Below are 24,638 nucleotides of genomic sequence, written 5' to 3'. Positions count from 1 at the left end.
CTTAAGGAGACACGGTGGCTCACTTCGTGATCATGGGTTGCGGCCGTGTTGGCGCGACCCTGGCACACACTTTGGAGGATGCCGGCCACTCGGTGGCCATCATCGACCAGGACGAGCGGGCCTTCCGCCGGCTCCGCAACACCTTCACGGGGCGCAAAGTCACCGGGGTCGGCTTCGACCGGGACACCCTTAAGCAAGCCGGCGTGGAAGAGGCCTACGCCTTCGCCGCAGTTTCCAGCGGCGACAATTCGAACATCCTTGCCACTCGTGTGGCCCGGGAAACGTTCCATGTTGCCCATGTGGTGGCACGCATCTACGATCCCGGCCGCGCCGAAATCTACCAGCGGCTCGGCATCCCCACCGTGGCAGCCGTCCGCTGGAGTGCTGACCAGGTATTGCGCCGCATACTTCCCGAGCAGCACCTCGCCGGTGATTATCGCGAGCCCTCAGGCCGCCTGGTACTTGCTGAAGTAGATCTGCACGAGGATTGGATCGGACACAGCATGGACTCCATCGAGTCCGCCGCCGGAATCCGCATCGCTTTCCTCACCCGATTTGGTGAGGGCCTGTTGCCCCAGGCCGGAACCGCGTACCAGGAGGGTGATACTGTCCACGCGATGGTGAGCCTGGATAGAACCTCCGAGATCAGCCGGATTCTCGCCAAAGCACCCGCCAAGGAGTCTTAGTGAAAGTTGTCATTGTTGGCGCAGGCAGCGTCGGCTCGTCCATCGCGCGTGAGCTCCTGGCCCACAAACACGAGATTCTCCTTATCGACCTGAAGCCCGAAGTCATTGGGCGCAGCGGGCTTCGGGGTGCCCGCTGGCTTGTGGGCGATGCCTGCGAACTCAGCACCCTGCAGGATGCCAAACTCGAGGATGCCGACGTCGTGGTTTCTGCCACTGGTGACGACAAAGTCAATCTGGTGGTATCGCTGCTTGCCAAGACCGAATTCGGCGTAGGGCGGACCGTGGGGCGCGTCAACAACCCCAAGAACGACTGGATGTTCAATGACTCCTGGGGTGTGGATGTGGCCGTCAACACCCCGCAGCTCATGACGGCCTTGGTGGAAGAGGCTGTTGAGATTGGCGACATCGTGCGTCTGTTGACCCTGCAGACAGGAGTGGCCTCAATCGTGGAGTTCACTGTTCCGCATGATTCCCACGTCATTGGCAGCACGGTAGGCGGTATCGACTGGCCTGAAGACGCGACGTTGGTGGCCATCCTGCGCGACCACGCCCCCATCACGCCTACGCGTGATGACGTCCTGGATGGCGGCGACGAACTCTTCTTCGTCACCACCATCGCAGCCGAGGACGGCCTGCGGGCGCTGTTGTCACCGGGTTCCGACGACGGCCGGGAACCCCGTGATGATGCTGCCGAAGCAGCCGATCAATCAGCTGAGGACGACGGTTTCGACGGCTGAGGTGCCGGCTCGCCAACGGCAGGCTTAGTGACGAGCCAAGCCACCCAGAGGCCCAGGATGTACAGCGGAGCTCCCATCAACAGCCTGGTGGTAGCCAGCGCCGGCAGTCCTGGCTCTCCCATGAAGTACAACGGCACCTGAACCACCAGGCGGAGGGCAAGCACCGCCACTACGATCCACGTACCCAAGCTGTAGGCGCGGAGCCTTTCGGCGTCCTTTCGCCACTCAAGTCCCTCGTTGCGCACGAAACCGAACAACAGCCCCGCAACCGGCCACTTGAGCACGATGGAGAGCACCATGCCCGCGATATAAGCGATGTTGGTGAAGAATCCGAGGACGTAGAAGTCCTCCGCCTTACCTGTGGTGTTGGCCAGCCAAGCGGAAATGCCCACGCCCACTACGCCTGCCAGCGCCTGCGTCAAGGGGCGCCGCTGGATCAGGCGCACCACCGTGAAGACGGCGGCGGCAGCCAGCGCTGCGATAAGGGACAGCGTGAGATCGCGGGTGATGGTGAAAGCGACCAGGAAGACAAGTCCGGGAAGGATGCTCTCAGCGATACCTTGGACCCCGCCCGCCGACTTCAGCATGTCCACGTGCCCCGCGCTGTTCCGGTGCAGACCGGCTTTTTCGGCATAACCGGCAGCAAGGCCAGACACACTGGGTGATTCAGCAGCGGGGCGCGCCGCACCTGGTTTGGCCGCGGCGGGCAGCGCAACGTCGTTCTGCGGGGGCGTCGGGCGCCCTGTGTCCTTCGGTTCTGATCCGTTGGCCACGGTCATAGGTGCTCCTGACGGGAAAGTATTTCGTATCGGGGATTGAACATGGCCGGAAGGCCATCAACCTGGGTCACCATGCCGTTCAAGCGAAGTTCCACGCCGGCTTCAATGCCGGGGACCCTTGTCCTGCCCAGCCAGATCACGCGGAGGCGGTCATAGGGCTTTTTTGCTCCCCCGGAAGCGCGCTGGTCTCCCGGCCCCAGGGTATCGACCACCACAGCCGAGAAGAACGGCTGTTGGGTGGGCGGCTGATGGGTCACAGACTCGATAAAACCGGTACATATGGCCCTGCCCCGCGCAGGAAGATCCCGAACTCCCTGCTCAGGGGGCCTCTGGCCGGATGTTCCGCGGTGCCCGGAGGAATCAACCAATCTGGGTGATCTCCGGCCCTCGCTCCGGCTGCTGCATGGCGGGCTCTTCCGGGGGAACGGCGCCTTGGGGAGCGCCGGCCTGGCCCGGTACCGCAGCATCCTTGGGCAGGCGCAGCTGCAGCAATTCGCGGGGAGGCATCGGATTATCGCCACGGACCACTACGACCTTGCGGAACAGATCTTCCAGTCCTGCTGCGGCATCGCGTTCCAAGGCAGCCTGCCCGCCAAGGACACCACGGAGGAACCATCGTGGCCCGTCCACGCCCATGAAGCGGGCAGCACGGAAGCCACGGCTGCCGTCAGTAGCTTCGGCGGGCAGTTTGGCTACAAGTTCAGTACCGAAAGCTCCGGAAACCTCTTCGGTCTCTCCGCCTTGGCTCGCCACGGATTGGTTAATCTGTTCACGGATCTCGTCCCAAAGACCTTCCGAACGCGGTGCCGCAAACGCTTGGAGCTGCAAGCTGGAACCGTTGAGGTCCATGGTCACGGCGACCACGCGTTGGGTGGCTTCTTCCACCTCGAGCCGCAGCTGGAGACCTTCGGCCGGTTCGATCAGCAGAGCACCAAGGTCAACGTAGCCATCGCGGCTCTCGATCTCCTCTATGTCCAAGGGACCTTTGCCAAGCCGGAAGTCACCAGGCGTGCCGGACCCGCCTGATTCGGTATGTAGTGCCTCGGCACCAGACTCATCGACGGTGCCGGCGGTTTCCGACCGCTCGTCCTTGGACTTCTTGCCGCGCCCAAAAAGCATTGGGTTTCTCCTTAGTAGTGGTCTATCCCCAAGTAAACCGCAACCACGTTAAACCGCGCTAAACCGCGCCAATGCATCAGGCGTTGGTCTACGGCTCACGGGGTTCAGTAGTTTCTCAGGCCTTCGGTGCGTTGAAGCCGCCCGTGGATCCGAAGCCCCCGGTCCCCCGAATGGAATCGGACAGTTGGTCAACAGCCACGAACCGCGCGTATTCGACGCGCTGAATCACCATTTGTGCAATTCTATCGCCGCGTTTGAGGTCAATGGCATTTTTTTGGTCAGTGTTCAGGAGCGTGACAGCGATTTCGCCGCGGTAACCCGCGTCCACAGTGCCGGGAGCATTGACCACCGTAAGGCCATGCTTGGTGGCCAGTCCGGAGCGGGGATGGATCAGGGCCACAAAACCGTCGGGAAGCGCTATGGAGACACCGGTTGGAACCAGTTTTCGTTCGCCGGGGGCAAGGTGCACGTCTTCGCGGGCACGGAGATCGGCACCCGCATCGCCAGGGTGCGCGTACGACGGGGCCTCCAGCCCGGCGTCGAGCATTTTCAGCTGCACCTCCAAGGTGGGGGCGCCGTACGCTGCCGTGGTTTCGCTGTTGTCCGCGACTGCGGAGTTTGCCTCTGTACTGAATACTGCGGTCTCGTTGCTCACAATGGTTCATTCTACTGGGACCTGCCGGCACAAGGCCGATACGTCCGGGGCGAAGCCCGTAGCCAATGCCCGATAAGCTGGACCCATGCCTACGCCTGACCAGTCTTCCCCTGTGCCTGCCCGGAACACCCCATCGGCCTCCGAGGTCCTGTACACCGAGAAGCTGTGGCCGTCCGTATGGATCTGGGTTGTGGTTGTAGGCCTCTCCGGCGCAGGCGTCCTGATGTTTGGTCCCATCAGCGCAGCCGCCGGAATCATCGCCGCCTTGGTGCTTCTGGCCATCATGACAATCATGTTGGTGCTCTCTACGCCAACCATTACTGTCACCACTGACACCGTCAGGGTGGGCCGTGCGAGCATCGACAGGAAATACGTAGGCTCCGTCCAAGCGTTCACAAAGGGCGAGGCCACCGCTGAGCGGGGTCCACGCTTGAATGGACTCGCTTACATGTGCTTCCGCGGTTGGATCGATCCGGTGGTCAAGATTGAGATCACGGACCCTGCAGACCGGACCCCCTACTGGCTGGCATCCTCGCGCCAGCCCGATGAGCTCGTTTCGGCACTCACCACGCCACGGCCCTGACACCCGGACGCTGCGGTTAGCTTTCGCACTCGGTGCAGTACTGGTGCCCGTCCCGTTCCGCTGCGATCTGGGACCTGTGCTTCACCAGGAAACAGTTGAAACACGTAAATTCGTCAGGCTGGGGCGGCATGACCTGAATGAGCAGCTCTTCGCCGGAAAGATCCGCGCCCGGCAACTCAAAGCCATCGGCAAGGTCGGTCTCATCGACGTCCACTGCGGAGGACTGCTTCCCCGACTGGCGCGTCTTGAGCTCTTCCAGCGAATCCTCGCTGACGTCTTCCTCGGTCTTTCGAGGGGCATCGTAGTCCGTGGCCATGGTCCTTCTTCGTCCTCCATCCCTGTCCGGGGATACCTGTTCCGGGTTGGAAACCGGAGCGCAGGAACCTCCCTGCCGCCGGCTTAAGGGTGCAAACGCCGGACGCCCCGGATTTGTGCCCGATCCCGGCCAGATTGTCCTCCCGCGGGCCCGAAAAGTCCATAGGCCCACTTTTGCCGGGGAATCGGCTGAAAACCCTTCCGGATTGAACCGGCTTTCAGCGGAATATCACGGCACGCCCTTTGCCCTAGTAGGAAAAGCCCCCCGCGGGTGGCAGAGTTTCGAATGTCAGTTATGCCATGTGGTGGAGGGTGTTATGCAGGATCTACGACTGGTAGGCGTCCACGACGACGGCGGGCATCTGCTCTTGAGCGGCCCCGGTGGTGCGATGTTCCAGCTTCCGATCGACGAGGCCTTGAGGGCCGCGGCGAGCCGCACCCCTGCCCAGGTGGCCGCTCGCGCCTCCAATACGCCGATTTCCATGTCGCCCCGCGACATCCAGGCCCGGATCCGCAGCGGAGCTACGGCCATGGAAGTTGCAGAGCTTTCAGGTCTCCCCCTCGCCAACGTGCAACGCTATGAAGGCCCTGTGCTTGCAGAGCGTGAGTACGTAGTGCGACAGGCCCGAAACATCGAAGTTGCCTCCCCTGCTCCCGGGCATGACATCTACCGCTCCGCTTTTGGCGACAACCCGGCCACTCTGGGCGAAATGGTTGACTACCGACTCTCAGCGCACGGCATTGATGCCTCCTCGGTGGATTGGGATTCATGGCGCCGACCCGACGGTACCTGGACCGTCGTCGCACGCTTCGAAGCCGTCCCCGGCGCTCACGGAAGCATCGGCGAAGAGCCGCCTGCCATGTGGACCTTTAGTCCCCAGCGCAAGTCGCTTCAGAATGCCAACCGTTGGGCCCAGCAACTCAGCGAACTTGAGCCGATGGACGGCCCGGTCCCGGCCCGGCGGCTTGCTGCCGTCTCGGACAGGCCGTTCGATTTTGAGACCGACGCCGAAACGGCAGCACGGGCGTCCGCGAAGGAATCCGACAGCCTGCTGGAAATGCTCCGTTCGCGGCGCGGCCAGCGCCTTGGCGTGGATGAAGACGGCGACGACGCCTTGGCAGTCCTCTTGAGCAACGTTCCCGCAGCGCACCCGCGCCCCGGCGAGGAGATAGAAGAGGCTGAAGAACCCGGCGTCCCGGATGTCGAGCCGGTGGCTCCTGCAGCCGAAGAGCACGCACGCAAAGACGGACGCCCTTCGATGCTGTCCAGGCTCAGCCTCGCTCCACGGCACTTCGAGTCGCACGATGACGACGGCGACGACTCACTGAAGCTCCACAATGGTGTCAGCACAGACACACGTGAAATAACGGTGGTAGCCAGCCCGCTTCGACCTGTGACTTCCTTGGCAGGACGCAAGCCTGCAGGACTTGACGAACTCCTCGGCGGCAGCGGAAACCCGCAACCCCGCGGAGCGGACGAAGCCGACGAGGCGCAATCTTCCCATGACGCCCATCAGGACGAAGTGCCGGTGGAGGACCAGAAAGACGCTGACGTGCGTAAAGACGTGGACTCCCCTGCCGAACGCCAGCCGTCACGCCCCAAGCGGTCCAGCATCCCAAGCTGGGACGAGATCGTCTTCGGGGCCAGAGGCGACTAACCGCCGCCCTGGACGTGCAACGCGCCCTGGACGTGCACCGGCCAGCTGCATCGGCTAGCTGCGCCCAAGGGCCCCTGCGCCGGGCCAGAGGCAGGCATCGACGTCGAACGGCAGCGGTTGGTCTGCGCCTGCCATCAAGTTTGCGCCGTGAGCCGTGACGCGTCTCATGTAGTGCCGGCGGCACAACGTCTCATAGCCCACTGCGTCAGCGGGTCCAGCCACAGGGGACGGATTCCCAGCGGCGGATGCACCCTCCGTGGGCCCGGCTTCCTCGCCGCTGTTTTGCGGTGCGACGTCTCCCACCATCACTTGGTCGCCCTCCACCACCATGATGCCGTTGACGGTGCGGGCGTTCTGCGTTGCCCGGCGGCCGCACCAGCACAAGGCTTCGACCTGTAGGACCTGCACTTTGTCGGCGAGTTCAATGAGTCGCTGCGAGCCAGGAAACAGTCTGGTGCGGAAGTCGGAAGTGATGCCGAACGCAAAGACGTCCACCTCCATCTCATCCACAAGCCGTGCCAATTGCTCCACCTGGGTGGGTGAGTAGAACTGGGCCTCATCACAGATGAGGTAGTCCACCCGCAGTCCGTTGGTTCGCCGGGCCACCACTTCGTCCCAGAAATCGGTGTCACCCACAACCTCCACCGCGTCGGTTTGCAGGCCCAGCCTGCTGGAGATCCTGGAATCACCTGCGCGGTCGTTACAGCTGAACCGAACACCTCCGCGGCCGCGTGCACGGTGGTTATGGTCCATTTGGAGGGCCAGGGTGGATTTGCCACAGTCCATGGTGCCTGAGAAGAAGACCAGCTCAGCCACGTTTGCCCTTCTTGCCGGCAGCGGCGAAGCACAGCAGGGGTACTTCGCGTTCCGCCTTGGTCAGTGAACCATGCTGCCCCACCACTTCCAAGGATGCCGGGCGGGCCCTCCGCGTGTCATAGAGAGCCAAGGTGTCACGCGCTGCGATCATGACGTCGCCGATGCGCGCGGACACCCCAGGACTCACTGAGCCAAACAAGCCTGCATCCACGGCCTGTTCCCGTGTAAAGGCCCAGATCCGTTCGCCAAAGCGGTGATGCCACGCCTCAATCAGGGATTCCCGGTGGGCCGGAGTCGCGTCCGGTTCAAGATAGAGGTGCACCATGCGTGGCTCCCCGGCAGTGTGGCGGACCCCTGCAACCAGCGCTTCATCAGCGGAGTAGTCGATCCTCTGGGATTCCGGGACGTCCAACATGCCGTGATCGCCGGTCACCAGAATGGTGGTGCCGGCAGGCAGCGTGGCGGAGAGTCTCTTGACCGTCGAGTCGAGTTCTTCGAGTTGGTGCTCCCAACGGTCCGACTGGCAGCCGTAGCGGTGACCGGCTTTGTCGAGCTCGTTGGCGTAAAAGTACATGAGGGAACGTCCACCACCGGACATTGCCTCAGCGGCCGCAGCGGTCCTGGCATGCAGCGTGGTGCCGCCAACAAAGCGGCTTCCGCGGAGGGCAGCCTGAGTCATCGGGGAGTTTCCGAACTGAGGCAGGCTAACGGTCACGACATCCAATTCTCCGGCAAGCCGTTCAAAAACCGTGGCGTGGGGCTGCCACTGCGCGGGATCCACTTGGGAATCCCAGTTACCCAGGAGGTTGACTACCTTGTCCTGATCGGGATCGAGGACGTCGTAGCCCACCATTCCGTGCTGGCCGGCCGGTAAACCTGTGCCGAGGCTCGCGAGGGATGCCGCCGTGGTGCTGGGGAAGGCGGCGTCTATCCACGTGGGGACGTTGCGTTGTCCCCCGGCCACGACCGACCGGAGGAAGGGCGTGTGGGAGGACTTCTGCTTCAAGAGGCTACGGCCGAGCCCATCGGCAAGGACCACGCAGACACGCTGCGCTGATGGCAGCTGGAGGTGGTTGGCGAAGCCCGGCATGCCCAGGGATGCGGCAGCGCTGGTAAGGACTTCCGCTATGGACTTGCTTCCGTATAGCGGCGGCGATGGAAGATCAGCGGCCGGGTTGGTCCCAGACGACGTGCTCACCGGGTTCTGTGCGGTTTCCCTCAACGTTGGTGTCCGCGGCTGAGGCGGTTGCTGAAGACGCCCGAACGCGGCCTCGGTGCAGGGATGCTGGCATGTTGGGCAGGGGAAGGATTGCCCGTGTTGACCGCACGCAGTGCACGGGCAAAAATCTTGGCATCCTGGACCGCTTGTAGTCCGTCCGCCTCTGCACTGATCCGCAGGACGATGTCTTCCTGGGCGATGGTTCCGCTGTAGCCGTGATCGGCTTCGCACTGGGGATCCCCGCAGCTCGCCGGGCCCATGTCCAGGCGCTGCCCGCCGGACCACGCGATGGACAATGTCATCTCCCGGACAGGATCGGACGGCTTGTAGTCCTGGGGCTGCGAATACATGTAGCTGAGGACCACCGAGCGGATTTGGGCCACAGGTACGGACTCAGTGGAGACTTGGGCAACGATCTGCTCTCCGGCCTCATCCAGCTGCTGGTCATCAACGTGGGTGATCACCAGCATGTCCTCCGTGAGCACCAGCACTGTGATGTGCCTGCGGACCTCGGCACGGTCGAAATGGGTCTCCAAGTGGACCAGGTGGGAGAGGCACTCCCGGCCATCCAAGGCGTCATCGACGACGTCGGCCACCAACCGAGGGTAGAAACCTGCCTGCTGCAGCGCCTGATCCAGGCTCTGTCCCTGCGAGCTGTGATGATGGGAGGTGTGGTGCCCGGCGTTGGACGGACGGGATTGAGGCGTCGGAGACTGGGTGCTCATTCCCCCATTTTCACAGATCGCTTGATGACTACCTAACCGCGCGGTCCAGTCCTGTGGCTAACCCCGCATCGCACGTCGGGCACTGTCCGTACGCTGCGCCGCATTGCCGATCCACACATCCGCGCCAAGGATGGTGGCACCCGAGGGCCCCGCCAGGACAGGGTTGAATTCCACCAACGCGATTCCTGGATGGTCATCTTTCAGCTTGGCGAGACGGGCAGCTATATCCTCGAGAGCTTTCACATCCACGGCGGGCAGGCCCTGGTAGCCGAACAGTTTCCGGGACGCCCGTGGCGAGCGGATGACATCGTGCAGGTCCGCAGCTGATAGCGGCGGGACCCGATGCGCCCAGTCGTCCAGCAGGTTCACCGCATCCCCGGCCAGGCCGAACGACAGGACCGGCCCCAGCAGGGGGTCCTCCATGGCACGAAAGGTGCAGGCCTGTCCCACAGGCGCCATGGCCTGTACTTCAAGCGAGGGCGACCCATAGGGTTCCAAAGCACGGCGCATTTGGGCGATGTTTTGACGGAGGGATTCGGCGTCCTGAATATCCAGCCGAACGCCTCCGAGGTCCAGCCGGTGCCGCAACGCAGGATCGGTGGTCTTGAGGACCACGGGCCATCCCACAAGCTCCGCGGCCTGCACGGCCTCATCAGCGGTACCAAATCCGAGAGTCGGCACCACATCGATTCCGTAGCCGGAAAGCAGTGCGGCGGCGGCACCGGCGTCGAGTTTCCTGATCTTTTCTCCCGTGACGCCAGCCAGCATCGCGTTCAACGTTTCCCTGGTACCGTCGACATCGCAACCGTCAGGCTCCACGAAAAGCCCTTGGTCACGGTCGCGCCACTGCGCGTAACGGACGATCGCCGCCAAGGCTGCCACGGCGGCACCGGCATTGGAGTAGCACGGCAGCACAGGCTTGCCCGTTGCGCCCACCATGCCTTCCACGTGCACGGAGGGGTCCAGGATTCCAGTGAATGCAGCCACAACAGGCTTTCCGGCCTCGGCAGCGCATTCGGCCAGGACTCCCGCGAGTGACTGCACGGTAAGTCCGCGGGCCGGGAGAAGGGCCGCCACAACGGCATGCACGGAGTCGTCCGCGAGGCTTTCCTGGAGACTTGCCCGAAGGGCAGGAAGCGCCAGTGACATACCAGCGTCCAGGTCAATATCCGTCACAAGGCGGCCCACATCCAACCCAAGGGGTCCGGCGCTGTCGGCAACCACTTTGGCCAACGCGACGGAATTTGAGTACACGGCTACGCCCGGTCCCTTGGGCAGCGCCTGCGTGGACGCGATCTGGGCGATGTCCATGAGTTGCTCGATGGTCTCGACACGGATCACGCCGGCCTGTCGCATCATTGCGTCCACTGCAGCGGACGGCGCCTGGGTGGTGCGAACCTCGTGTCCGGGTGGAAGGCTGAGGCCGGTGACGTCGGACTTGGCAACGATCACCGGTTTGCTGCGGGACAACCTGCGCGCCAGGCGGGAGAACTTGCGGGGATTGCCGATCGACTCAAGGTAGAGGCCCACGGCTGAGGTATCGGCGTCGTCCTCCCAGTACTGCATGACGTCGTTGCCGGAAACGTCGGCACGGTTTCCGGCGGAGAGAAACGATGACAACCCGAGCCGGCGGCGGCTGGCGGCTGCGTAAACCGCAACACCTACGGCAGCCGACTGGCTGAACAAACCCAAGCTGCCTCGCGGGGGCATCGTGGGCGCCATCGAAGCGTTCAAAGACACCGCCGGGTGTGTATTCAGGATCCCGAGGGATTCCGGACCAATGACGCGCATTCCGTTCGCCCTGGCCCGCCGCACCAACTCGTGCTGGCGAGCGAGTCCCCGCTCGCCGTCGTCGGCAAATCCGGCGGTGGCCACCACGATGCCTTTGACGCCAGCAGCCGCGCAGTCGTCCACTACCTTGGGCACTTCCTCGTAGGGAACAGCGACGATGGCCAGCTGCACCGGCCCCGGGATCTCGGACAACTTTCCAAAGGAGATCATCCCGGCAAGTTCGAACGCCTCCGGGTTGACGGCGTAGACAGGACCTTTGAAGCCGCCTTCAATAATGTGCTCCAGCAGCTGGTAGCCTACCGTCCCCCACTTTCGGCTGGCACCAATGACGGCTACCGACGACGGCGACAACAGGTCCCGCACGCTGCGCGCCTCCGCGCGGTGCTCGCGTGACTCCATGACGGCCCGCGATTTCTCCGTGGGGTCGATGTTGAATTCGACGCTCACAACGCCGTCATCGAATTGTCGTTTGACGTCGTAGCCGGCGTCGGCAAAGACCATCAGCATCTTGCGGTTATCCGGCAGGACCTCGGCTGTGAAGCGGCGGATGCCGTTTTCCCGGGCGGCAACCGCCAAATGCTCCAGGAGGATTGAGCCGATGCCACGACCCTGGTGCGCGTCGGAAATGTTAAAGGCGACTTCGGCCTCGGCGGGATCATCAAGCCTGTCGTAGCGGCCGATCCCCATGATTTCACCGCCGATAGTGATAACGAATGCCACACGGTTGATGTGGTCCACTTCCGTGAAGCGCCGGACTTCCTTGCCGGAGAGCTTTGGTTTGAAGGAGAAGAACCTCATGTAGATGGAGGCCTGCGACTGACCCGCATGGAACGCCTGCAAAGCATCGGCATCTTCGGGTCGTATGGGACGAAGGTGGGCTGTCCCGCCGTCGCGCAGCACGACATCAGCTTCCCAATATTCCGGATAAATGCCGACGCCGGGCTGATCCACCATAGGCTTAGCCTAGCTAAAACATCCGCAGTACATCTTTAAGGATCCACCGACCCCATGGCCCGCAGCCAAAAATCCGCACGCACAGCCGAGCCCCTCGGTGATTTCACCGAGAACATCGTCGACATCGACGTCACGTCCGAGATGGAAGGCTCCTTCCTGGAGTACGCCTACTCGGTGATTTACTCGCGTGCCCTCCCGGACGCCCGCGACGGACTGAAGCCCGTTCAACGGCGCATCCTGTACATGATGTCCGATATGGGTCTCCGCCCGGATCGGGGTCACGTCAAGAGCGCCCGCGTGGTGGGCGAAGTCATGGGTAAGCTCCACCCGCACGGCGACACTGCCATATACGACGCCATGGTGCGTATGGCGCAGGATTTTTCCCTGCGCCTGCCGCTCATCGATGGTCACGGCAACTTCGGATCGCTCGACGACGGCCCGGCAGCACCGCGTTACACAGAGGCGCGCTTGGCGGCCGCCGCGTTGACCATGACGGACCACCTGGACGAAGACGTAGTGGACTTTGTCCCCAACTACGACAACCAGCTGACGCAGCCGGATGTGCTCCCCGCCGCTTTCCCCAACCTGCTGGTCAACGGCACCACGGGCATCGCTGTGGGCATGGCCACGAATATGCCTCCACACAACCTGGTGGAGGTCATCGCCGCTGCTCGTCACCTGATCGCCAACCCAGGTGCCACGCTGGACGAGATCATGCGGTTCATCCCGGGGCCCGATCTCCCCACGGGTGGCCGCATCGTGGGACTGGACGGAATCCGCGACGCTTACGCCACGGGGCGTGGATCCTTCAAGACCCGGGCCAAGGTTGAAGTGGAACAGCTGTCCGCCCGTCGCACCGGCCTGGTGGTCACTGAGCTCCCCTACATGGTGGGCCCCGAAAAGGTCATCGAGAAGATCAAGGATGCCGTCAACGCCAAGAAGCTGACCGGCATCAGCGACGTCGTTGACCTCACGGACCGGAATCACGGCCTCCGCCTGGTCATCGAGTTGAAGAACGGCTTCAATCCCAACGCCGTGCTCCAGCAGCTGTACCGCTACTCGCCCATGGAAGATTCCTTCGGCATCAACAACGTCACCTTGGTTGACGGCCAGCCGCAGACGCTGGGCCTCCTGCAGCTGCTGCAGGTGTACGTTGAACACCGCCTCAATGTGGTGCGCCGCCGCACGTCCTTCCGCCTCGGCAAGAAGAAGGACCGCCTCCACTTGGTGGAGGGCTTGTTGATCGCGATTGTGGACATCGACGAAGTCATCCAGATCATCCGTTCTTCGGACGAGGCTTCGGCCGCGCGTGAACGCCTCATGTCCATCTACGACCTCACCGAAATCCAGGCCAACTACATCCTGGAACTGCGCCTGCGGCAGTTGACCAAGTACTCCCGCCTTGAGCTGGAGAAGGAACAGGACGAACTCCGCCGCGAGATCGAGGCCCTGGAGGCCATCCTGGCTTCGGATGAACTGCTCCGCGATCTTGTCTCGGGCGAGTTGGCCGTGGTCGCCGAAAAGTACGGCACGCCCCGCCGCACAGTGCTCTTGGAATCGGAAGCTGTCTCTCCCACGGCGGCTGCGGCCTTGGCAGCGTCAGTACCGGGGCCAAAGGGCAAAGCCGCAGCGCTGCCCTTGGAAATTCCGGACGACCCCTGCTGGGCCTTGCTGAGTGTGTCCGGACAGATCGCCAGGACGTCCAACCAGGAACCGCTGGCCGAATCGGGTCCCCGGACCAAGCACGATGTCTTCCGCTCAGTGGTCAAGACCACCGCCCGGGGAGAAATCGGTGCGGTCACATCCCAGGGCCGCATGCTCCGGCTCCAAGTGATGGACATGCCCGTGTTGCCTCCGGTCTCCGGTCTCCCCAACCTGGCCGGCGGCGTCCCCGCCAAGGACTTCATCACCCTGCTCAAGGGCGAAACCTTGGTTGCTTTCGTCCCCCTGGACGCCGTCCTCGCCATTGGTACGGTCCAGGGCGTGGTCAAGCGCGTTCAACCGGACTACCCGCTGAACCGTGAAGACTGGGAGATCATCGCCCTGAAAGACAAGGACTCGGTGCTCGCGGTGGAACCGGCGCAGGAGGACAACGTTGACCTTGTCTTCGTGACACGGCAGGCCCAATTGCTTCGATTCAGTGCTTCCAACGTCCGTCCGCAGGGACGTACGGCCGGCGGCATGGCCGGCATCAAGCTTGCGGCCGGCGACGAAGTAATTCACTTCGGTACCGTTCGCGCAGACGATCCTGCCGCCGTCGTGGTGACCATTGCCGGAACCAACGGTGCCTTGCCGGGGACGGCCCCGGGGACTGCGAAGGTGACCGCTTTCGAGGAGTATCCCGTCAAGGGCCGGGCCACCGGCGGCGTGCGGGTCCACCGTTTCCTCAAGGGCGAGGACACACTGCTCCTGGCTTGGGCAGGTCATGGTCCGGCGAAGGCTTCCTCGACGGCGGGCGTCGCAAGGGCACTCCCCCACGAACACGGCCGCAGGGATGGATCCGGCGTTCCGTTGTCCCAGCCCGTGGAAGCCATCGGCCCGAGCATGGCATGGGCCGACGCCTCGGAATACGCGGAATAATTCGCGGGTACCCGAGCAGCACCGCGAGGTCGTCGAACAGCACGGCAAAGGCCGGGGGTTACAGACCTCCGGCCTTCGTGCTGCCGTGGCTGTGAAGCCACCGCACGGGCTAGCCGGTTTGGTTGATGCTCAGTATGTTTCCCTCACTGTCAAGGAACCATGCTGCGGCGCTTCCATCGGGCATCGTAGCGATGCCGTCTTCAGTCTTCAGGCCCGGAAAGTCGTAGTCTTCGAACTTGACTCCCTTGCCACGCAACTCCTGCACCGTGGCCCGGACATCGCTGACCGTCCAACCCATCTGGGTGTTCTTCGCAGTCCCTGCATTGGACGTTTGATAGACAAAGAATCCGGTTCCGTCGCCACACCTGTACTGAAGGTTGTCGTCGGCGTCCGGATTTTCGGGTTCCAGTCCGAGTTTTTCGCTGTAGTACGCGCGTGCCCGGGCTATGTCCTGTGCCGGTAGGACGGCACCAACCTGCTGATCCTTGAGCATTGTTTTCTCTTTCCGGCTCTCCCCCCGGAACGAACTTTACTCTTGGCAGGGTCCGTAAGTAATTGGAAAACGACACCATATTTCATGGGCTGTAGAGGGGGTGCGGGCAGGATCAGCTTAGACTGGCCGCATGCCGATCATCCCCGATGAAAAAGACTGGACCTGGGTGCTGTCAGTGCCCTGCCCCGAATGCGGATTCGACCCCGCAACGGTGACTCCTTCCACGGTGCCCGGCACCGTTCTGAACATGCTTCCTCGGTGGCGGGCCGTCCTGCGTCGGGAGGACGTAGCAACACGTCCCAACGACCACACGTGGTCCAACCTGGAATACGCCTGCCATGTCCGGGACGTCTTCAGCCTCTTCGACCAGCGGCTGAACCTGATGCTCACCGAGGACGACGCCCGGTTCGCCAACTGGGACCAGGACCAGGCCGCGATCGACGGCGAGTACGGTTCCGCTGATCCGCGCACGGTGGCCGACGAACTGGAGGCCGAGGGCAAGGAAATTGCCGAGTCCTTCGCCAGGGTCACCGAGGATGACTGGCAACGCACCGGTACGCGCAGCAACGGATCCTCATTCACCGTGCTGACGTTCTCCCAGTACTTCCTCCACGACGTTGTGCATCACCTCCATGATGTGGACGGCTAGTAACTAGAGCATCTTCTCCCACGTCATACTGCGGTTCACTGGCGCATAACCCATGCCCAAGTAGAGTTGCAACGCCCCGGTGGGGTTGGCCGAGTCCACGTCCAATGAGGCCACGTTCATACCCGCCGAGGCGTAGCGCTGCATGGCATCGGCGAGCAGTGCTTGGGCTATGCCCCGGCCGCGATAGGCACGCCGCACACCAAGGAGCTCTGTGTAGCCTTCCTTGAAACCGCGATTGGCGGCAGAGTCGGGATCAAAGCTGGTTAGCTGATATCCGGCCACCTCCCCCGTGTCCGAATCAATAACCACAGCACTGAGGTCATGTCTGGCCGTCGGTTCCTCAAGGGTGAAGCGCCATGATTCTTCATCCCGTGGCTCACTCCCCCAGTGGTCCCTGAACGCATCGTTATGGGCTTGGCGCACGGGTTCAAAGAGCGATGGATCCAGCGTCCGGAGCTCGAGTCCTGCACTCAGTGGTGCCTCGGGCAGTTGCTGGGACAGGGGCCGGTGCATTTCGTTGAACCAGCGCACGGCACCGTATCCGTGACCCATCAAAAGTGTTGCCTGATGCTCGTGCTGTTCCTCCGTCTGGATGCGGAGACGGGGCGGTGCCGTGGTGTGGCCCATGGCCTGATCCGACTGGAATCGGGTGCGTACTTGTCCTTCCTGCCACACCAGGACTGCGGAGCCGATGCCCCGCTGTTGCCATTCCGGGTCAACGCACGCCATTCCGGTGGCTTTGTCGCCGGCGGGGTTCTTGGTAATGCGGCCATAGGCACGCGCCACGCCGTCGGAATCCAGGCCAAGGAGCGTGCTCGTCTCCGGCGGATTCTTGGTGGACTCCAGGACGTGGACCAGGTCGCCGTGCTTCTCATACCAAACAGGGTTTTCGACGGCAGCCGTCCGTGCAATCAGGCCTGCCCAGTTGTCGACATCTTCCATGGTGGCTGGTCGCCAGTTCAGGCCGGTAGCACCGGCATCTGGCATGACTTGGCTTGCGTCTTTGAAAGGCATGCCAACAGGCTACTGAGGAGTAGGCCTTCCCACCAGTTCCGCCGCGCCTTCGCTGCTTCGCGTTGCAGCATCCTTGGCGGCGGGGAGTTCCAGCCGCACATCTGCCGGATCAATATCGTCCGGATTATGCGTAACCAGGACAACGGTGACGTCCTCGAGTCCGTTGCGCAGAATGGCCATCATTTCCCGCGCCGAGCCCGCATCCAGGTGGGCAGTGGGTTCATCCAGCAACAGCACGGAGGCTCCGGTCAGAAGCGTCCTCGCCATGGCAAGCCGCTGACGTTCGCCACCGCTCAGGAACGAACCACCGGGGCCGATACGGGCATCGAGCCCACCGGGCAGCGCTCGCACCACTGAATCAAGTCCGACGTCGGCCAGTGCCTTGTGCATCTCTGCCTCACTGGGCTTGGCTGCAGCCGGGCGGCTCAGCAGGAGGTTGCCTCGGATAGTGGAGTCGAACAGGTGTGCTTCCTGGGGGCACCACGCAGCTTTGCCGGAGAGCTTCACAGTTCCCTCCGCCAGGGGCAGGAATCCGAGCAGTACCGAGAGGAGCGTGGATTTCCCTGCTCCGGAGGGGCCGGTCACGGCAAGCCAGCGGCCTGGCCCGGCAACAGCATTTACACCGGAAAAGACCTTCGGACCACCGGGCCAGGACGCTGAAGCATCCCGCAACTCGAGTCCCGCCCGGCCGGGCAGATCAGGCAGGCGCCGCGTGCCGCCGTCGTGCTCTTCCGCGTGGCTCTTTGGCGTGGCGGTGTCCAAAGCGCCGGATGCTGCCACCCGCCCGAGGACGGCTGCGAGTGCCGGGGCCTGGCGCACAGCGGACACGATGCCCCCAAAGGGTTCCACCAAGGCGAGTTGCATCAGGACAATGACGGCTGCCAGTTCCGGGGCAACGGTGCCGTTCAGCACGGAGGGTGCACTCAGGGCGCCGGCCCACAGTGCGGCCATGGAGCACGCAAGGACAATCACCGATTGGCCGAGTCCTTCAGCCCATGCGGAGCGTTGTGCAGAGAGTGTAGCGGCGCGGTCTTTGTCGCGCAGCGCACCGAGGACCGGCTCTCCCACCCCGTTGGCGCTTAGTTCCGCACGGGCGTCCAGGGCGGCGGCCACCCCCCGAAGCACGACTGAACGCATCTGCTGTTCGGCTTTGGCTGCGTTCCTGTCAGCCAGGACCGCCAGGGTCGGGGCAACCACCAGACCGACGACTGCGGCTGCCACCACTGCCGGCAGGGCCGCTGGCAAAACGATGGCGGTGGCGAGGATCGCCGCGGCCCCGACTCCCATGGCAGTCACGGGAGGCAGGACAACCCTGGGCAGAAGGTCGCGGAGGGTGTCCACGTCGTCAACAACGGAGCCCAACACGTTGCCGCCTTGGAGGAGGCGCCTGAGGGACAAGGCCCTGCGGCTCAGCGATGCCCACAGCGCACCGCGGAGGCGGGTCATGGCAGCGAACACGGCATCATGGGTCAAGAGCCGCTCGCAATAACGCAGAACGGCCCTTCCTATACCGAAGAACCTGACTCCGACGATCGCACCGAGGAGGTAGAGAATGGGCGGCTGTTCGCTGGCGCGGATGATCAGCCACCCGGACAGACCTGACAGTGCCACCGCGAAGAGGGCGGCCAGGACGGCCACGACACCTGCGGCAAGGAACTTCCAACGTACGGGTCGCAGAGTCCGCAGGAGGCCATGCAGAATGCTGGGCGTGGGAGCGGGAGGGAGGCCGCTGTGGGGGTTGGCTTCCTTCGCTGGGACCGTATCAACCCCGGGACGGTTGTCGCGTGGACTGCTCGCCCCGGTGGCCACGGCCGCCAAGTTCCGGTGTTGGAGCCGGTGCCCTACGGGTACCAGGTAGTCGGCGAGCGCCCGGGTGGCAGCGTCATGGGCCACCAGGATCACGGTGACGTTGCCACGAAGCGACTCGATGGCACGACGAACCACGCTTGCGGAGTACTGGTCAAGATGGGCGGTGGGCTCGTCGAGCAACAGGACCGTAGCGCCTGCTTCCACGCGGGCCAGTCCGCGGGCGAGTGCGATCCGCCGCAACTCTCCGGGACTTAGTTCCGCCGGGTTCTTGGCAGCCAGGTGCTCTGCGGAGGCCTTCCGCAGGACACGGGTGACAGCCTCGGAGGCGTTCCCCTTGTACCCGTCAAGATAGAGTTCGATCTCTTGCTGCACAGTTTCGGTGGCCATGACCGGGTGTTGCGGAACCCACGCCACTGTCCCCGGGTCCGCACCGGTGATGGTCCCGGCGACCGAGGCTCCCGGCCCTTGGCCGATGAGCCCGGCAAGGACACCCAGGACTGTGCTCTTTCCGCAGCCGCTGTCGCCGTCGAGGGCCGTAACGCGCCCGGGCGCGGCAGTGAAGCTGAGGGGCCCGACGGCGGCCGCGGACCTTCCGTGGTAGGTCACCGACAATCCGCTCACCACTACGCCGGCCTGCTCCATGCCGTCCTGCCCGGTGTTGGAAGGCCCATGATCCTGCAGGCGCTCGTGTGAGGGGGCATCCAGTACGGCATTGGTGGTTTCCAGGGCTGCCCTGCCGTCATCGCTTGCGTGGTGGGCGGTGCCGAGTTCCCGGAGCGGAAGGTAGCAATCCGGGGCCAGGATCAGCGCCAGGAGGCCGGCTTCAAGGGCCATGTCGCCATGCACCAGCCGTACGCCGATGAACACAGCCACTACGGCCACGGAGATCGTCGCAATGAGTTCCAAGGCCAGCGCGGAAAGGAACGCCGTGCGAAGCGTGCCCATGGTCCGGCTCCGGTATTGCTCGGAGATATCTTCCAGGGCTGCGCGCTGTTCGGTGGCACGTCCCAGGCCCACCAGGACGGGAAGGCCTTTGGCAAGTTCAAGGATGTGGCCGGACAGTTTCCGGAGCGTGCTTTGCGCCTCCCGGACGGTGTCTTCGGTGTGCCTGCCGATGAGGACCATGAACAGCGGCACCAGTGGAACCGTCAGGACGATCACCACAGCACTCACCCAGTCGGCGAAGAGGATCCGGGCTCCGATCAGGAGCGGGACCGTAGCGCAGTTCACGATCGCAGGCAGGTATTGGGTGTAGTAGTCGTCCAGCGCGTCCAAGCCCCGGGTGGCAAGGATCGCCAGGCCGCCGTCGTTCATTCCCGCTGCGGGCGATGAAACGCCGTCGGACAGCGAGCGCCTCAGCAGCCGTGCCCGCAGTTCCTCTTTGACGCCCAGGGCAGCCCGCCTGGAGGCAATGCCTTGGCCCCACACCGTCAGCGACCTGAGGACCGCTCCTACGGCGCCCCAGACCAGCCCGTTGTTCCAGTCCGCTGAGCCGGAGTTCCCTGCCCCGGACGCGAGTCCGGCCAGCATCTCCGCCACAGCCTGGGCCATGAGCACCAGGGACAAGGCTTTGAGGGCGGACATCAGGCCAATGGAGTACAGCGCCGATCGTGTGGCGGAACCGGAAGGGAACACGGGTTTCATGGGGCGACTAGTCTCCCGATTTGCTTGGCGTGGATGGTGAGCTGCCCTTGGGGATCATCACCTTTGCGGCAATTGCCGGCAGGAACCCGTGGGCTTCGGGGATGTGGGCCGCGCTTACGCGCCTCCGGAACACCCAGTACGTCCATGACTGGTAGGCAATCACGAGCGGCAGGCCAACGGCTGCAACGATGCTCATGAGGCCCAGCGTGTAATCGGAGGACGAGGCATTGGAGACGGTCAAGTTGAAGGCGGGATCGATCGTTGAGGGTATGACCACAGGGAATGCGGCTCCGAAGATCGAGGCAGTGGCGCACACAATGAACGCGCCGAGGGCGCTGAAGGCGCGCCCTTCAGACCCCGTACGGGCCAGCCGCCAAGCCAGGACGACTGCGACGATAGCCGCTGCCACCAATGCCCAGGTCCATGGCTTGCCGCTCAGGAACTGGACGGCCACCATCCAGCCGAACATCGGCAACACCGCGAACGGCACCAGGCGAATGAACCAGCGGCGGGCGCGATGCCGCACATCGCCGTCGGTCTTAAGGGCAAGGAACGCCAACGCGTGCACCAGGGCAAACGCCACCACCCCGAAACCGCCAAGGAGAGCGTAGCCGCTGAACCAGGACATTGGGCCCCCGACGCGGTCTCCGTTGGCATTCAAGGGCAGGCCCGTGGTGGTGAGCGCCAAGGCTGCGCCGATGCCGAAGGCGGCCACGAAGGACCCGACGGCGATCGCCCAGTCCCAGCGGTTGCGCCACCGCTCGGAGTCCACCTTGCCCCTGTACTCGAAAGCGACTGCCCGGAAGATCAAGGCGGCCAGGACTGCCAGGAGCGGGAGGTAGAGGCTGGAGAACAGCGAGGCGTACCAGAGGGGGAAGGCTGCGAAGGTGGCACCGGCTGCGGTGAGCAGCCACACCTCATTGCCGTCCCATACGGGGCCGATGGTGTTCAGCAGTACCCGGCGGTCAGTGTTGTGGTGGGCAAACAGCTTCATGAGCATGCCGACGCCGAGGTCGAAACCCTCCAGGAAGAGATAACCGGTCCACAAAACGGCGATGGCCACGAACCAGATGGTTGGCAACAGTTCCATTGTCAGTACCCCTCGGCTTTAGTAGGCGAATGCCAGGACGTCGTCGCCGGACTTGTCCGGTCCGGTGCCGTCGTCGTTCTTGTCACGTTGGTCGTCTGCGTCCTGCGCGTGGCCCAGTTCGGGCATCGCCGAGGCCACGCCACCGCGGATGTACTTGACCAAGAGCTTCACCTCCACCACCAACAGCACGGCGTAGATGGCGGTGAGGACAACCAGCGAGGTCATGAGCTCTCCTGCGCTGACCCCCGGGGAAACCGCGGCAGCGGTGAACATGAAGACCTGGTCGATTCCGTTCATGTCCGGGTTCGGGGCCACCACGAACGGCTGCCTGCCCATTTCGGTGAAGATCCAGCCTGCGGCGTTGGCGCCGAACGGTGCAAGGATCCCCAGGACTGCCAGCCGCATGAGCCATGTGGACTCAGGAACCACGCCCTTGCGGGTCACCCAGAGGGCCAACAGCGCGGCGAAGGCGGCCAGGCCACCGAAGCCGATCATCATGCGGAAACCCCAGTAGGTCACTTCCATCACGGGCACGTACTGGATTTCCTGTCCGGCGCGCTCACCATACAGGGGGTTGTCCGGCAAGTGGGTGCCGTACTTCTCCTTGTACTCACCCAGCAGGCTGTTCACGCCCTTGACCTCGGTGGTGAAGTCACCCTTGGCAAGGAAGGAGAGGATGCCGGGCACTTCGATGACGGCCACAATGTCATCGCAGTTGCTGGCACCAAGGTTCCCGACGCTCAGGACCGAGAAGCCCGTGCCGTCATGGCAGGCAGCTTCCGCTGCGGCCATCTTCATGGGTTGCTGCTCGAACATCAGCTTGCCCTGCAGGTCACCCGTGATGGCCGTTCCCGCGAAGGAGATCATGGCCACCACTGCACCAATTCGCAAGGATGTCATCCACACGGTGTAATCGGCCTTGTCACGGCCAGGGATTGCGGCCTCGCCGGGAACCAGCTTGCCGTCCTTGCCCACTACGTCAATGCCATCATGGCGGCGACGCCAGAGGTGATACCAGGCGATACCCAACAGGAAGGCGCCCGCGACAGCCAGTGCACCGAACAGTGTGTGGGGCACCGCAACCAGCGCCGTGTTGTTGGTGAACACAGCCCAGGCATCGGTCATCACGGGTCGGCCATCAACCATCTCGACACCTACGGGGTGCTGCATCCAGGAGTTCGCCACGATGATGAAGTATGCGGAGAAAACTGAACCAATCACGGCGATCCACAAGCACGCCAGGTGGACGCCGCGCTTGAGTTGCTTCCAGCCAAAGATCCATAGCCCCAGGAACGTGGATTCAACGAAGAAGGCCAACAGTGCTTCGAGGGCCAACGGCGCACCAAAAACATCTCCAACGAAACGGCTGTACTCACTCCACGCCATGCCGAATTGGAATTCCTGGACGATGCCCGTGGCTACGCCCATGATGAAGTTGATGAGGAAAAGCTTTCCCCAGAACTTGGTCATTCGCAGGTACTCGGGCTTGCCGGTGCGGTACCAAATGGTCTGGATGATGGCCACTACCAGGCCGAGGCCGATAGTGAGTGGCACCATCATGAAGTGGTAGACGGTAGTGATACCAAACTGCCAGCGTGCGATTTCCAAGGCGTCCATGGCTGTCCTTTGTGCGGTGGACCGAAGTACGATGACCTTACTTCTACGTCACGTAGAAAACTTCTCTTCTACACAGTGTAGAACAAATGGCCACCGCCGAAACCCATTCTTCAAGTGGCGTAACCCACGCACAAGGGTTTGGCTTCAGGTGCGGCGCGCCGATAGTTCTACCTCACGTAGAATGAAGGTAGGAAAAGCGGTAGATTTATTGTGGAATGTTGGATCATCGCTCCGGCAGCAGGCACTCTGCACCAGGAGCGGAAGGTAGGGACGTATCAATGGCAAGTCTTGGGGAACTGGAACGGGCAGTGATGGATCTGCTCTGGGCAGGCCAGGAGGCTGCAACTGCCAACACACTGCGGGATCTGCTGGCGCAGGATTCCGAGGCTGGTGACGGCACCGCGGGTCACCAAGGCAAGGATCTGGCCGTCACCACGGTCCTCACTGTGCTCTCGCGCCTGGAAAAGAAGGGCTTGGTGGAGCGCGAACGCGGAACGCGGCCGCACCGCTACCAAGCCGTTTCCAGCCGCGCAGATCACACCGCCGAACTTATGCACGAAGTCCTGGGCTCAGCTCCGGACCGCGAGGCCGTCCTGGCCCGCTTCATTGGTTCCGTCACCGAAAGTGAAGCCGCTACCCTGCGCAAACTGCTCGGCTACAATTAGCCACTATGTTCTGGACCTCATACCTGCTTGCGGTCCTGGCAATCATTCTGGCGTGGCCAGTACCCGTGCTGCTTTCCCGCGCGCAGTGGCCGGCACGGTCCCCCTTCACCGCCATGGTGCTGTGGCAGGCGATCGCCCTCGCTGGTGGCTTGTCCATGATCGGGGCCATGCTCGTTTACGGACTCGAGCCCATCGGGGACAACCTCATCGCAGGACTCAAGAGCCTGGCCGGGATGGTTTTCAACAACGAACCCACCACCGCGCTGGGTTTTTGGCACCTTTTCGCTCTCTCCGCAGCAGCACTGCTGACCGCCCACCTGGTCTTCACCCTGCTGCTGACCTATTACAGGATTGAACGCCAGCGGCGACGCCACCGCGAACTGCTGGCCCTGCTGGCATCACCGTCAGACGACGGGCCCGGCACTGTGGTGATCAACCACGACTCCCCCGTCGCATACTGCCTGCCTGGCGGTGCCCGGTCCGTAACGGTACTCTCCGACGGCCTGATGGCAGCACTGGAACCAGCTGAACTCAGGGCCGTGCTTATTCACGAGAACGCGCACCTGTCCCAGCGCCACGATCTCCTACTTTGGGCCTTTGCTGCCTGGCGTCAGGCCCTGCCATGGTTCCCCACCACCCGGCTGGCCCAGACAGCGGTTAATTCACTGATCGAAATGCTGGCCGACGACGTCGCTCTCCGCACCGAGAGCAAAGGCACCTTGATCAAGGCCATCGCGATTGTTGCCAGCGGCTCCACACAGCCCGCTTTGGACGGGCAGGCGGTCAGCGGCAGCAAAGCACTGGCCGGCGGCCAGGCACTCAGCGTTGGTGGCGCCGTCGTCGAGGGCAATGCCGTCAGCGCTACCGGCGGTGCTGACTCCCCACGGACGACGGCGTCACGCGTCAGCCGCCTGCTCTCACCCAAGCCTCCACTCACCAAGGCCGCGCGGGTACTGGTCCTGGCGGCCTCAGCGTTGCTGCTTGCGGTGCCGACTGCCCTGTTGATCGTCCCGGGACTACTAGGTTGAAGGGCTTGACCG

Annotated in this window: 22 protein-coding genes; 8 read left to right on the top strand and 14 right to left on the bottom strand. The window is 63.4% G+C overall.

The features are described from left to right. The first annotated feature begins 14 nt into the window (after positions 1 to 14). Together A477_RS0110210 and A477_RS0110205 are read left to right on the top strand one after the other, a co-directional pair. Complete coding sequence (locus A477_RS0110210; protein ID WP_017198905.1) at positions 15 to 686, top strand: potassium channel family protein; 672 nt, start codon at positions 15 to 17, stop codon at positions 684 to 686. Beyond that, the gene (locus tag A477_RS0110205) at positions 686 to 1,423 is read left to right on the top strand and encodes a potassium channel family protein (protein WP_017198904.1); all 738 of its coding nucleotides are present in this window, start codon (positions 686 to 688) and stop codon (positions 1,421 to 1,423) included. Before A477_RS0110210 ends, A477_RS0110205 begins: the two co-directional genes overlap by 1 nt. Here the strand turns inward: A477_RS0110205 and A477_RS0110200 are convergent. The 4 genes from A477_RS0110200 to dut form a co-directional block, all read right to left on the bottom strand. After that, the gene (locus A477_RS0110200) at positions 1,390 to 2,202 is read right to left on the bottom strand and encodes a DUF3159 domain-containing protein (protein ID WP_017198903.1); all 813 of its coding nucleotides are present in this window, start codon (positions 2,200 to 2,202) and stop codon (positions 1,390 to 1,392) included. The genes A477_RS0110205 and A477_RS0110200 overlap by 34 nt on opposite strands. After that, positions 2,199 to 2,459 (bottom strand): hypothetical protein, encoded by a 261-nt coding sequence (locus A477_RS23495; RefSeq protein WP_017198902.1) that lies wholly within the window; start codon positions 2,457 to 2,459, stop codon positions 2,199 to 2,201. Before A477_RS23495 ends, A477_RS0110200 begins: the two co-directional genes overlap by 4 nt. 103 nt (positions 2,460 to 2,562) lie before the next feature. Next, complete coding sequence (locus tag A477_RS0110190) at positions 2,563 to 3,321, bottom strand: DUF3710 domain-containing protein (protein ID WP_017198901.1); 759 nt, start codon at positions 3,319 to 3,321, stop codon at positions 2,563 to 2,565. Between the two features lie 115 nt (positions 3,322 to 3,436). Continuing rightward, positions 3,437 to 3,976 carry a dUTP diphosphatase gene (dut, locus tag A477_RS0110185; RefSeq protein WP_026005511.1) on the bottom strand — a complete coding sequence of 180 codons (540 nt, stop codon included), beginning with the start codon at positions 3,974 to 3,976 and terminating at the stop codon, positions 3,437 to 3,439. A gap of 85 nt (positions 3,977 to 4,061) precedes the next feature. On the opposite strand from dut, the gene A477_RS0110180 reads away from it, so the two are divergent. Then, positions 4,062 to 4,559: a DUF3093 domain-containing protein gene (locus A477_RS0110180; protein WP_044568675.1), complete on the top strand. Its 498-nt coding sequence runs from the start codon at positions 4,062 to 4,064 to the stop codon at positions 4,557 to 4,559. Between the two features lie 16 nt (positions 4,560 to 4,575). Here A477_RS0110180 and A477_RS0110175 read toward each other — a convergent pair whose 3' ends face one another. Continuing rightward, entirely contained in the window at positions 4,576 to 4,875 is a 300-nt protein-coding gene (locus A477_RS0110175; protein WP_017198899.1) for a DUF4193 domain-containing protein, read from the bottom strand. 316 nt (positions 4,876 to 5,191) lie between these two features. On the opposite strand from A477_RS0110175, the gene sepH reads away from it, so the two are divergent. After that, positions 5,192 to 6,532, top strand: coding sequence for a septation protein SepH (gene sepH, locus A477_RS0110170; RefSeq protein ID WP_026005510.1), 1,341 nt, complete (start codon positions 5,192 to 5,194; stop codon positions 6,530 to 6,532). A gap of 54 nt (positions 6,533 to 6,586) precedes the next feature. Here sepH and A477_RS0110165 read toward each other — a convergent pair whose 3' ends face one another. The 4 genes from A477_RS0110165 to A477_RS0110150 are packed head-to-tail and all read right to left on the bottom strand — an operon-like array spanning position 6,587 to position 12,037. Continuing rightward, positions 6,587 to 7,348: a thymidine kinase gene (locus A477_RS0110165; protein WP_017198897.1), complete on the bottom strand. Its 762-nt coding sequence runs from the start codon at positions 7,346 to 7,348 to the stop codon at positions 6,587 to 6,589. After that, positions 7,341 to 8,570, bottom strand: coding sequence for an alkaline phosphatase family protein (locus tag A477_RS0110160; RefSeq protein WP_017198896.1), 1,230 nt, complete (start codon positions 8,568 to 8,570; stop codon positions 7,341 to 7,343). Before A477_RS0110160 ends, A477_RS0110165 begins: the two co-directional genes overlap by 8 nt. Continuing rightward, positions 8,567 to 9,292, bottom strand: coding sequence for a DUF5998 family protein (locus A477_RS0110155; protein WP_017198895.1), 726 nt, complete (start codon positions 9,290 to 9,292; stop codon positions 8,567 to 8,569). Before A477_RS0110155 ends, A477_RS0110160 begins: the two co-directional genes overlap by 4 nt. Before the next feature lie 57 nt (positions 9,293 to 9,349). Beyond that, on the bottom strand, positions 9,350 to 12,037 hold the full coding sequence (locus A477_RS0110150; protein ID WP_017198894.1) for a bifunctional acetate--CoA ligase family protein/GNAT family N-acetyltransferase: 2,688 nt from the start codon (positions 12,035 to 12,037) through the stop codon (positions 9,350 to 9,352). Between the two features lie 54 nt (positions 12,038 to 12,091). On the opposite strand from A477_RS0110150, the gene A477_RS0110145 reads away from it, so the two are divergent. After that, a complete protein-coding gene (locus tag A477_RS0110145; RefSeq protein WP_017198893.1) occupies positions 12,092 to 14,617 on the top strand; it encodes a DNA gyrase/topoisomerase IV subunit A in 2,526 nt (841 codons plus the stop codon). 109 nt (positions 14,618 to 14,726) lie between these two features. Here the strand turns inward: A477_RS0110145 and A477_RS0110140 are convergent, their stop codons facing one another. Further along, positions 14,727 to 15,110 (bottom strand): VOC family protein, encoded by a 384-nt coding sequence (locus A477_RS0110140; RefSeq protein WP_017198892.1) that lies wholly within the window; start codon positions 15,108 to 15,110, stop codon positions 14,727 to 14,729. A 130-nt stretch (positions 15,111 to 15,240) separates the two neighbouring features. Here A477_RS0110140 and A477_RS0110135 point away from each other — a divergent pair, with 130 nt between their 5' ends. Continuing rightward, the gene (locus tag A477_RS0110135; protein WP_017198891.1) at positions 15,241 to 15,759 is read left to right on the top strand and encodes a DinB family protein; all 519 of its coding nucleotides are present in this window, start codon (positions 15,241 to 15,243) and stop codon (positions 15,757 to 15,759) included. A gap of 3 nt (positions 15,760 to 15,762) precedes the next feature. Here the strand turns inward: A477_RS0110135 and A477_RS0110130 are convergent, their stop codons facing one another. Genes A477_RS0110130 through A477_RS0110115 form a run of 4 tightly spaced genes read right to left on the bottom strand, consistent with a single transcriptional unit; the run spans position 15,763 to position 22,933 of the window. After that, a complete protein-coding gene (locus A477_RS0110130; RefSeq protein ID WP_017198890.1) occupies positions 15,763 to 16,773 on the bottom strand; it encodes a GNAT family N-acetyltransferase in 1,011 nt (336 codons plus the stop codon). Positions 16,774 to 16,782: 9 nt separating this feature from the next. After that, positions 16,783 to 20,226: a thiol reductant ABC exporter subunit CydD gene (gene cydD / locus A477_RS0110125; protein ID WP_017198889.1), complete on the bottom strand. Its 3,444-nt coding sequence runs from the start codon at positions 20,224 to 20,226 to the stop codon at positions 16,783 to 16,785. 7 nt (positions 20,227 to 20,233) lie between these two features. Beyond that, a complete protein-coding gene (gene cydB / locus A477_RS0110120) occupies positions 20,234 to 21,316 on the bottom strand; it encodes a cytochrome d ubiquinol oxidase subunit II (protein WP_017198888.1) in 1,083 nt (360 codons plus the stop codon). An 18-nt stretch (positions 21,317 to 21,334) separates the two neighbouring features. Beyond that, on the bottom strand, positions 21,335 to 22,933 hold the full coding sequence (locus A477_RS0110115) for a cytochrome ubiquinol oxidase subunit I (protein ID WP_017198887.1): 1,599 nt from the start codon (positions 22,931 to 22,933) through the stop codon (positions 21,335 to 21,337). Positions 22,934 to 23,211: 278 nt separating this feature from the next. Here A477_RS0110115 and A477_RS0110110 point away from each other — a divergent pair, with 278 nt between their 5' ends. Both A477_RS0110110 and A477_RS0110105 read left to right on the top strand, forming a co-directional pair. Continuing rightward, a complete protein-coding gene (locus A477_RS0110110) occupies positions 23,212 to 23,598 on the top strand; it encodes a BlaI/MecI/CopY family transcriptional regulator (RefSeq protein ID WP_011774471.1) in 387 nt (128 codons plus the stop codon). A gap of 5 nt (positions 23,599 to 23,603) precedes the next feature. Beyond that, positions 23,604 to 24,626, top strand: coding sequence for a M56 family metallopeptidase (locus tag A477_RS0110105; RefSeq protein ID WP_017198886.1), 1,023 nt, complete (start codon positions 23,604 to 23,606; stop codon positions 24,624 to 24,626). Positions 24,627 to 24,638: the final 12 nt, after the last annotated feature.

Origin of the sequence: Arthrobacter sp. M2012083 (genome assembly GCF_000281065.1) — a bacterium.
Lineage (GTDB): Bacteria > Actinomycetota > Actinomycetes > Actinomycetales > Micrococcaceae > Arthrobacter.
This window is presented reverse-complemented; position numbering and strand designations above follow the sequence as displayed.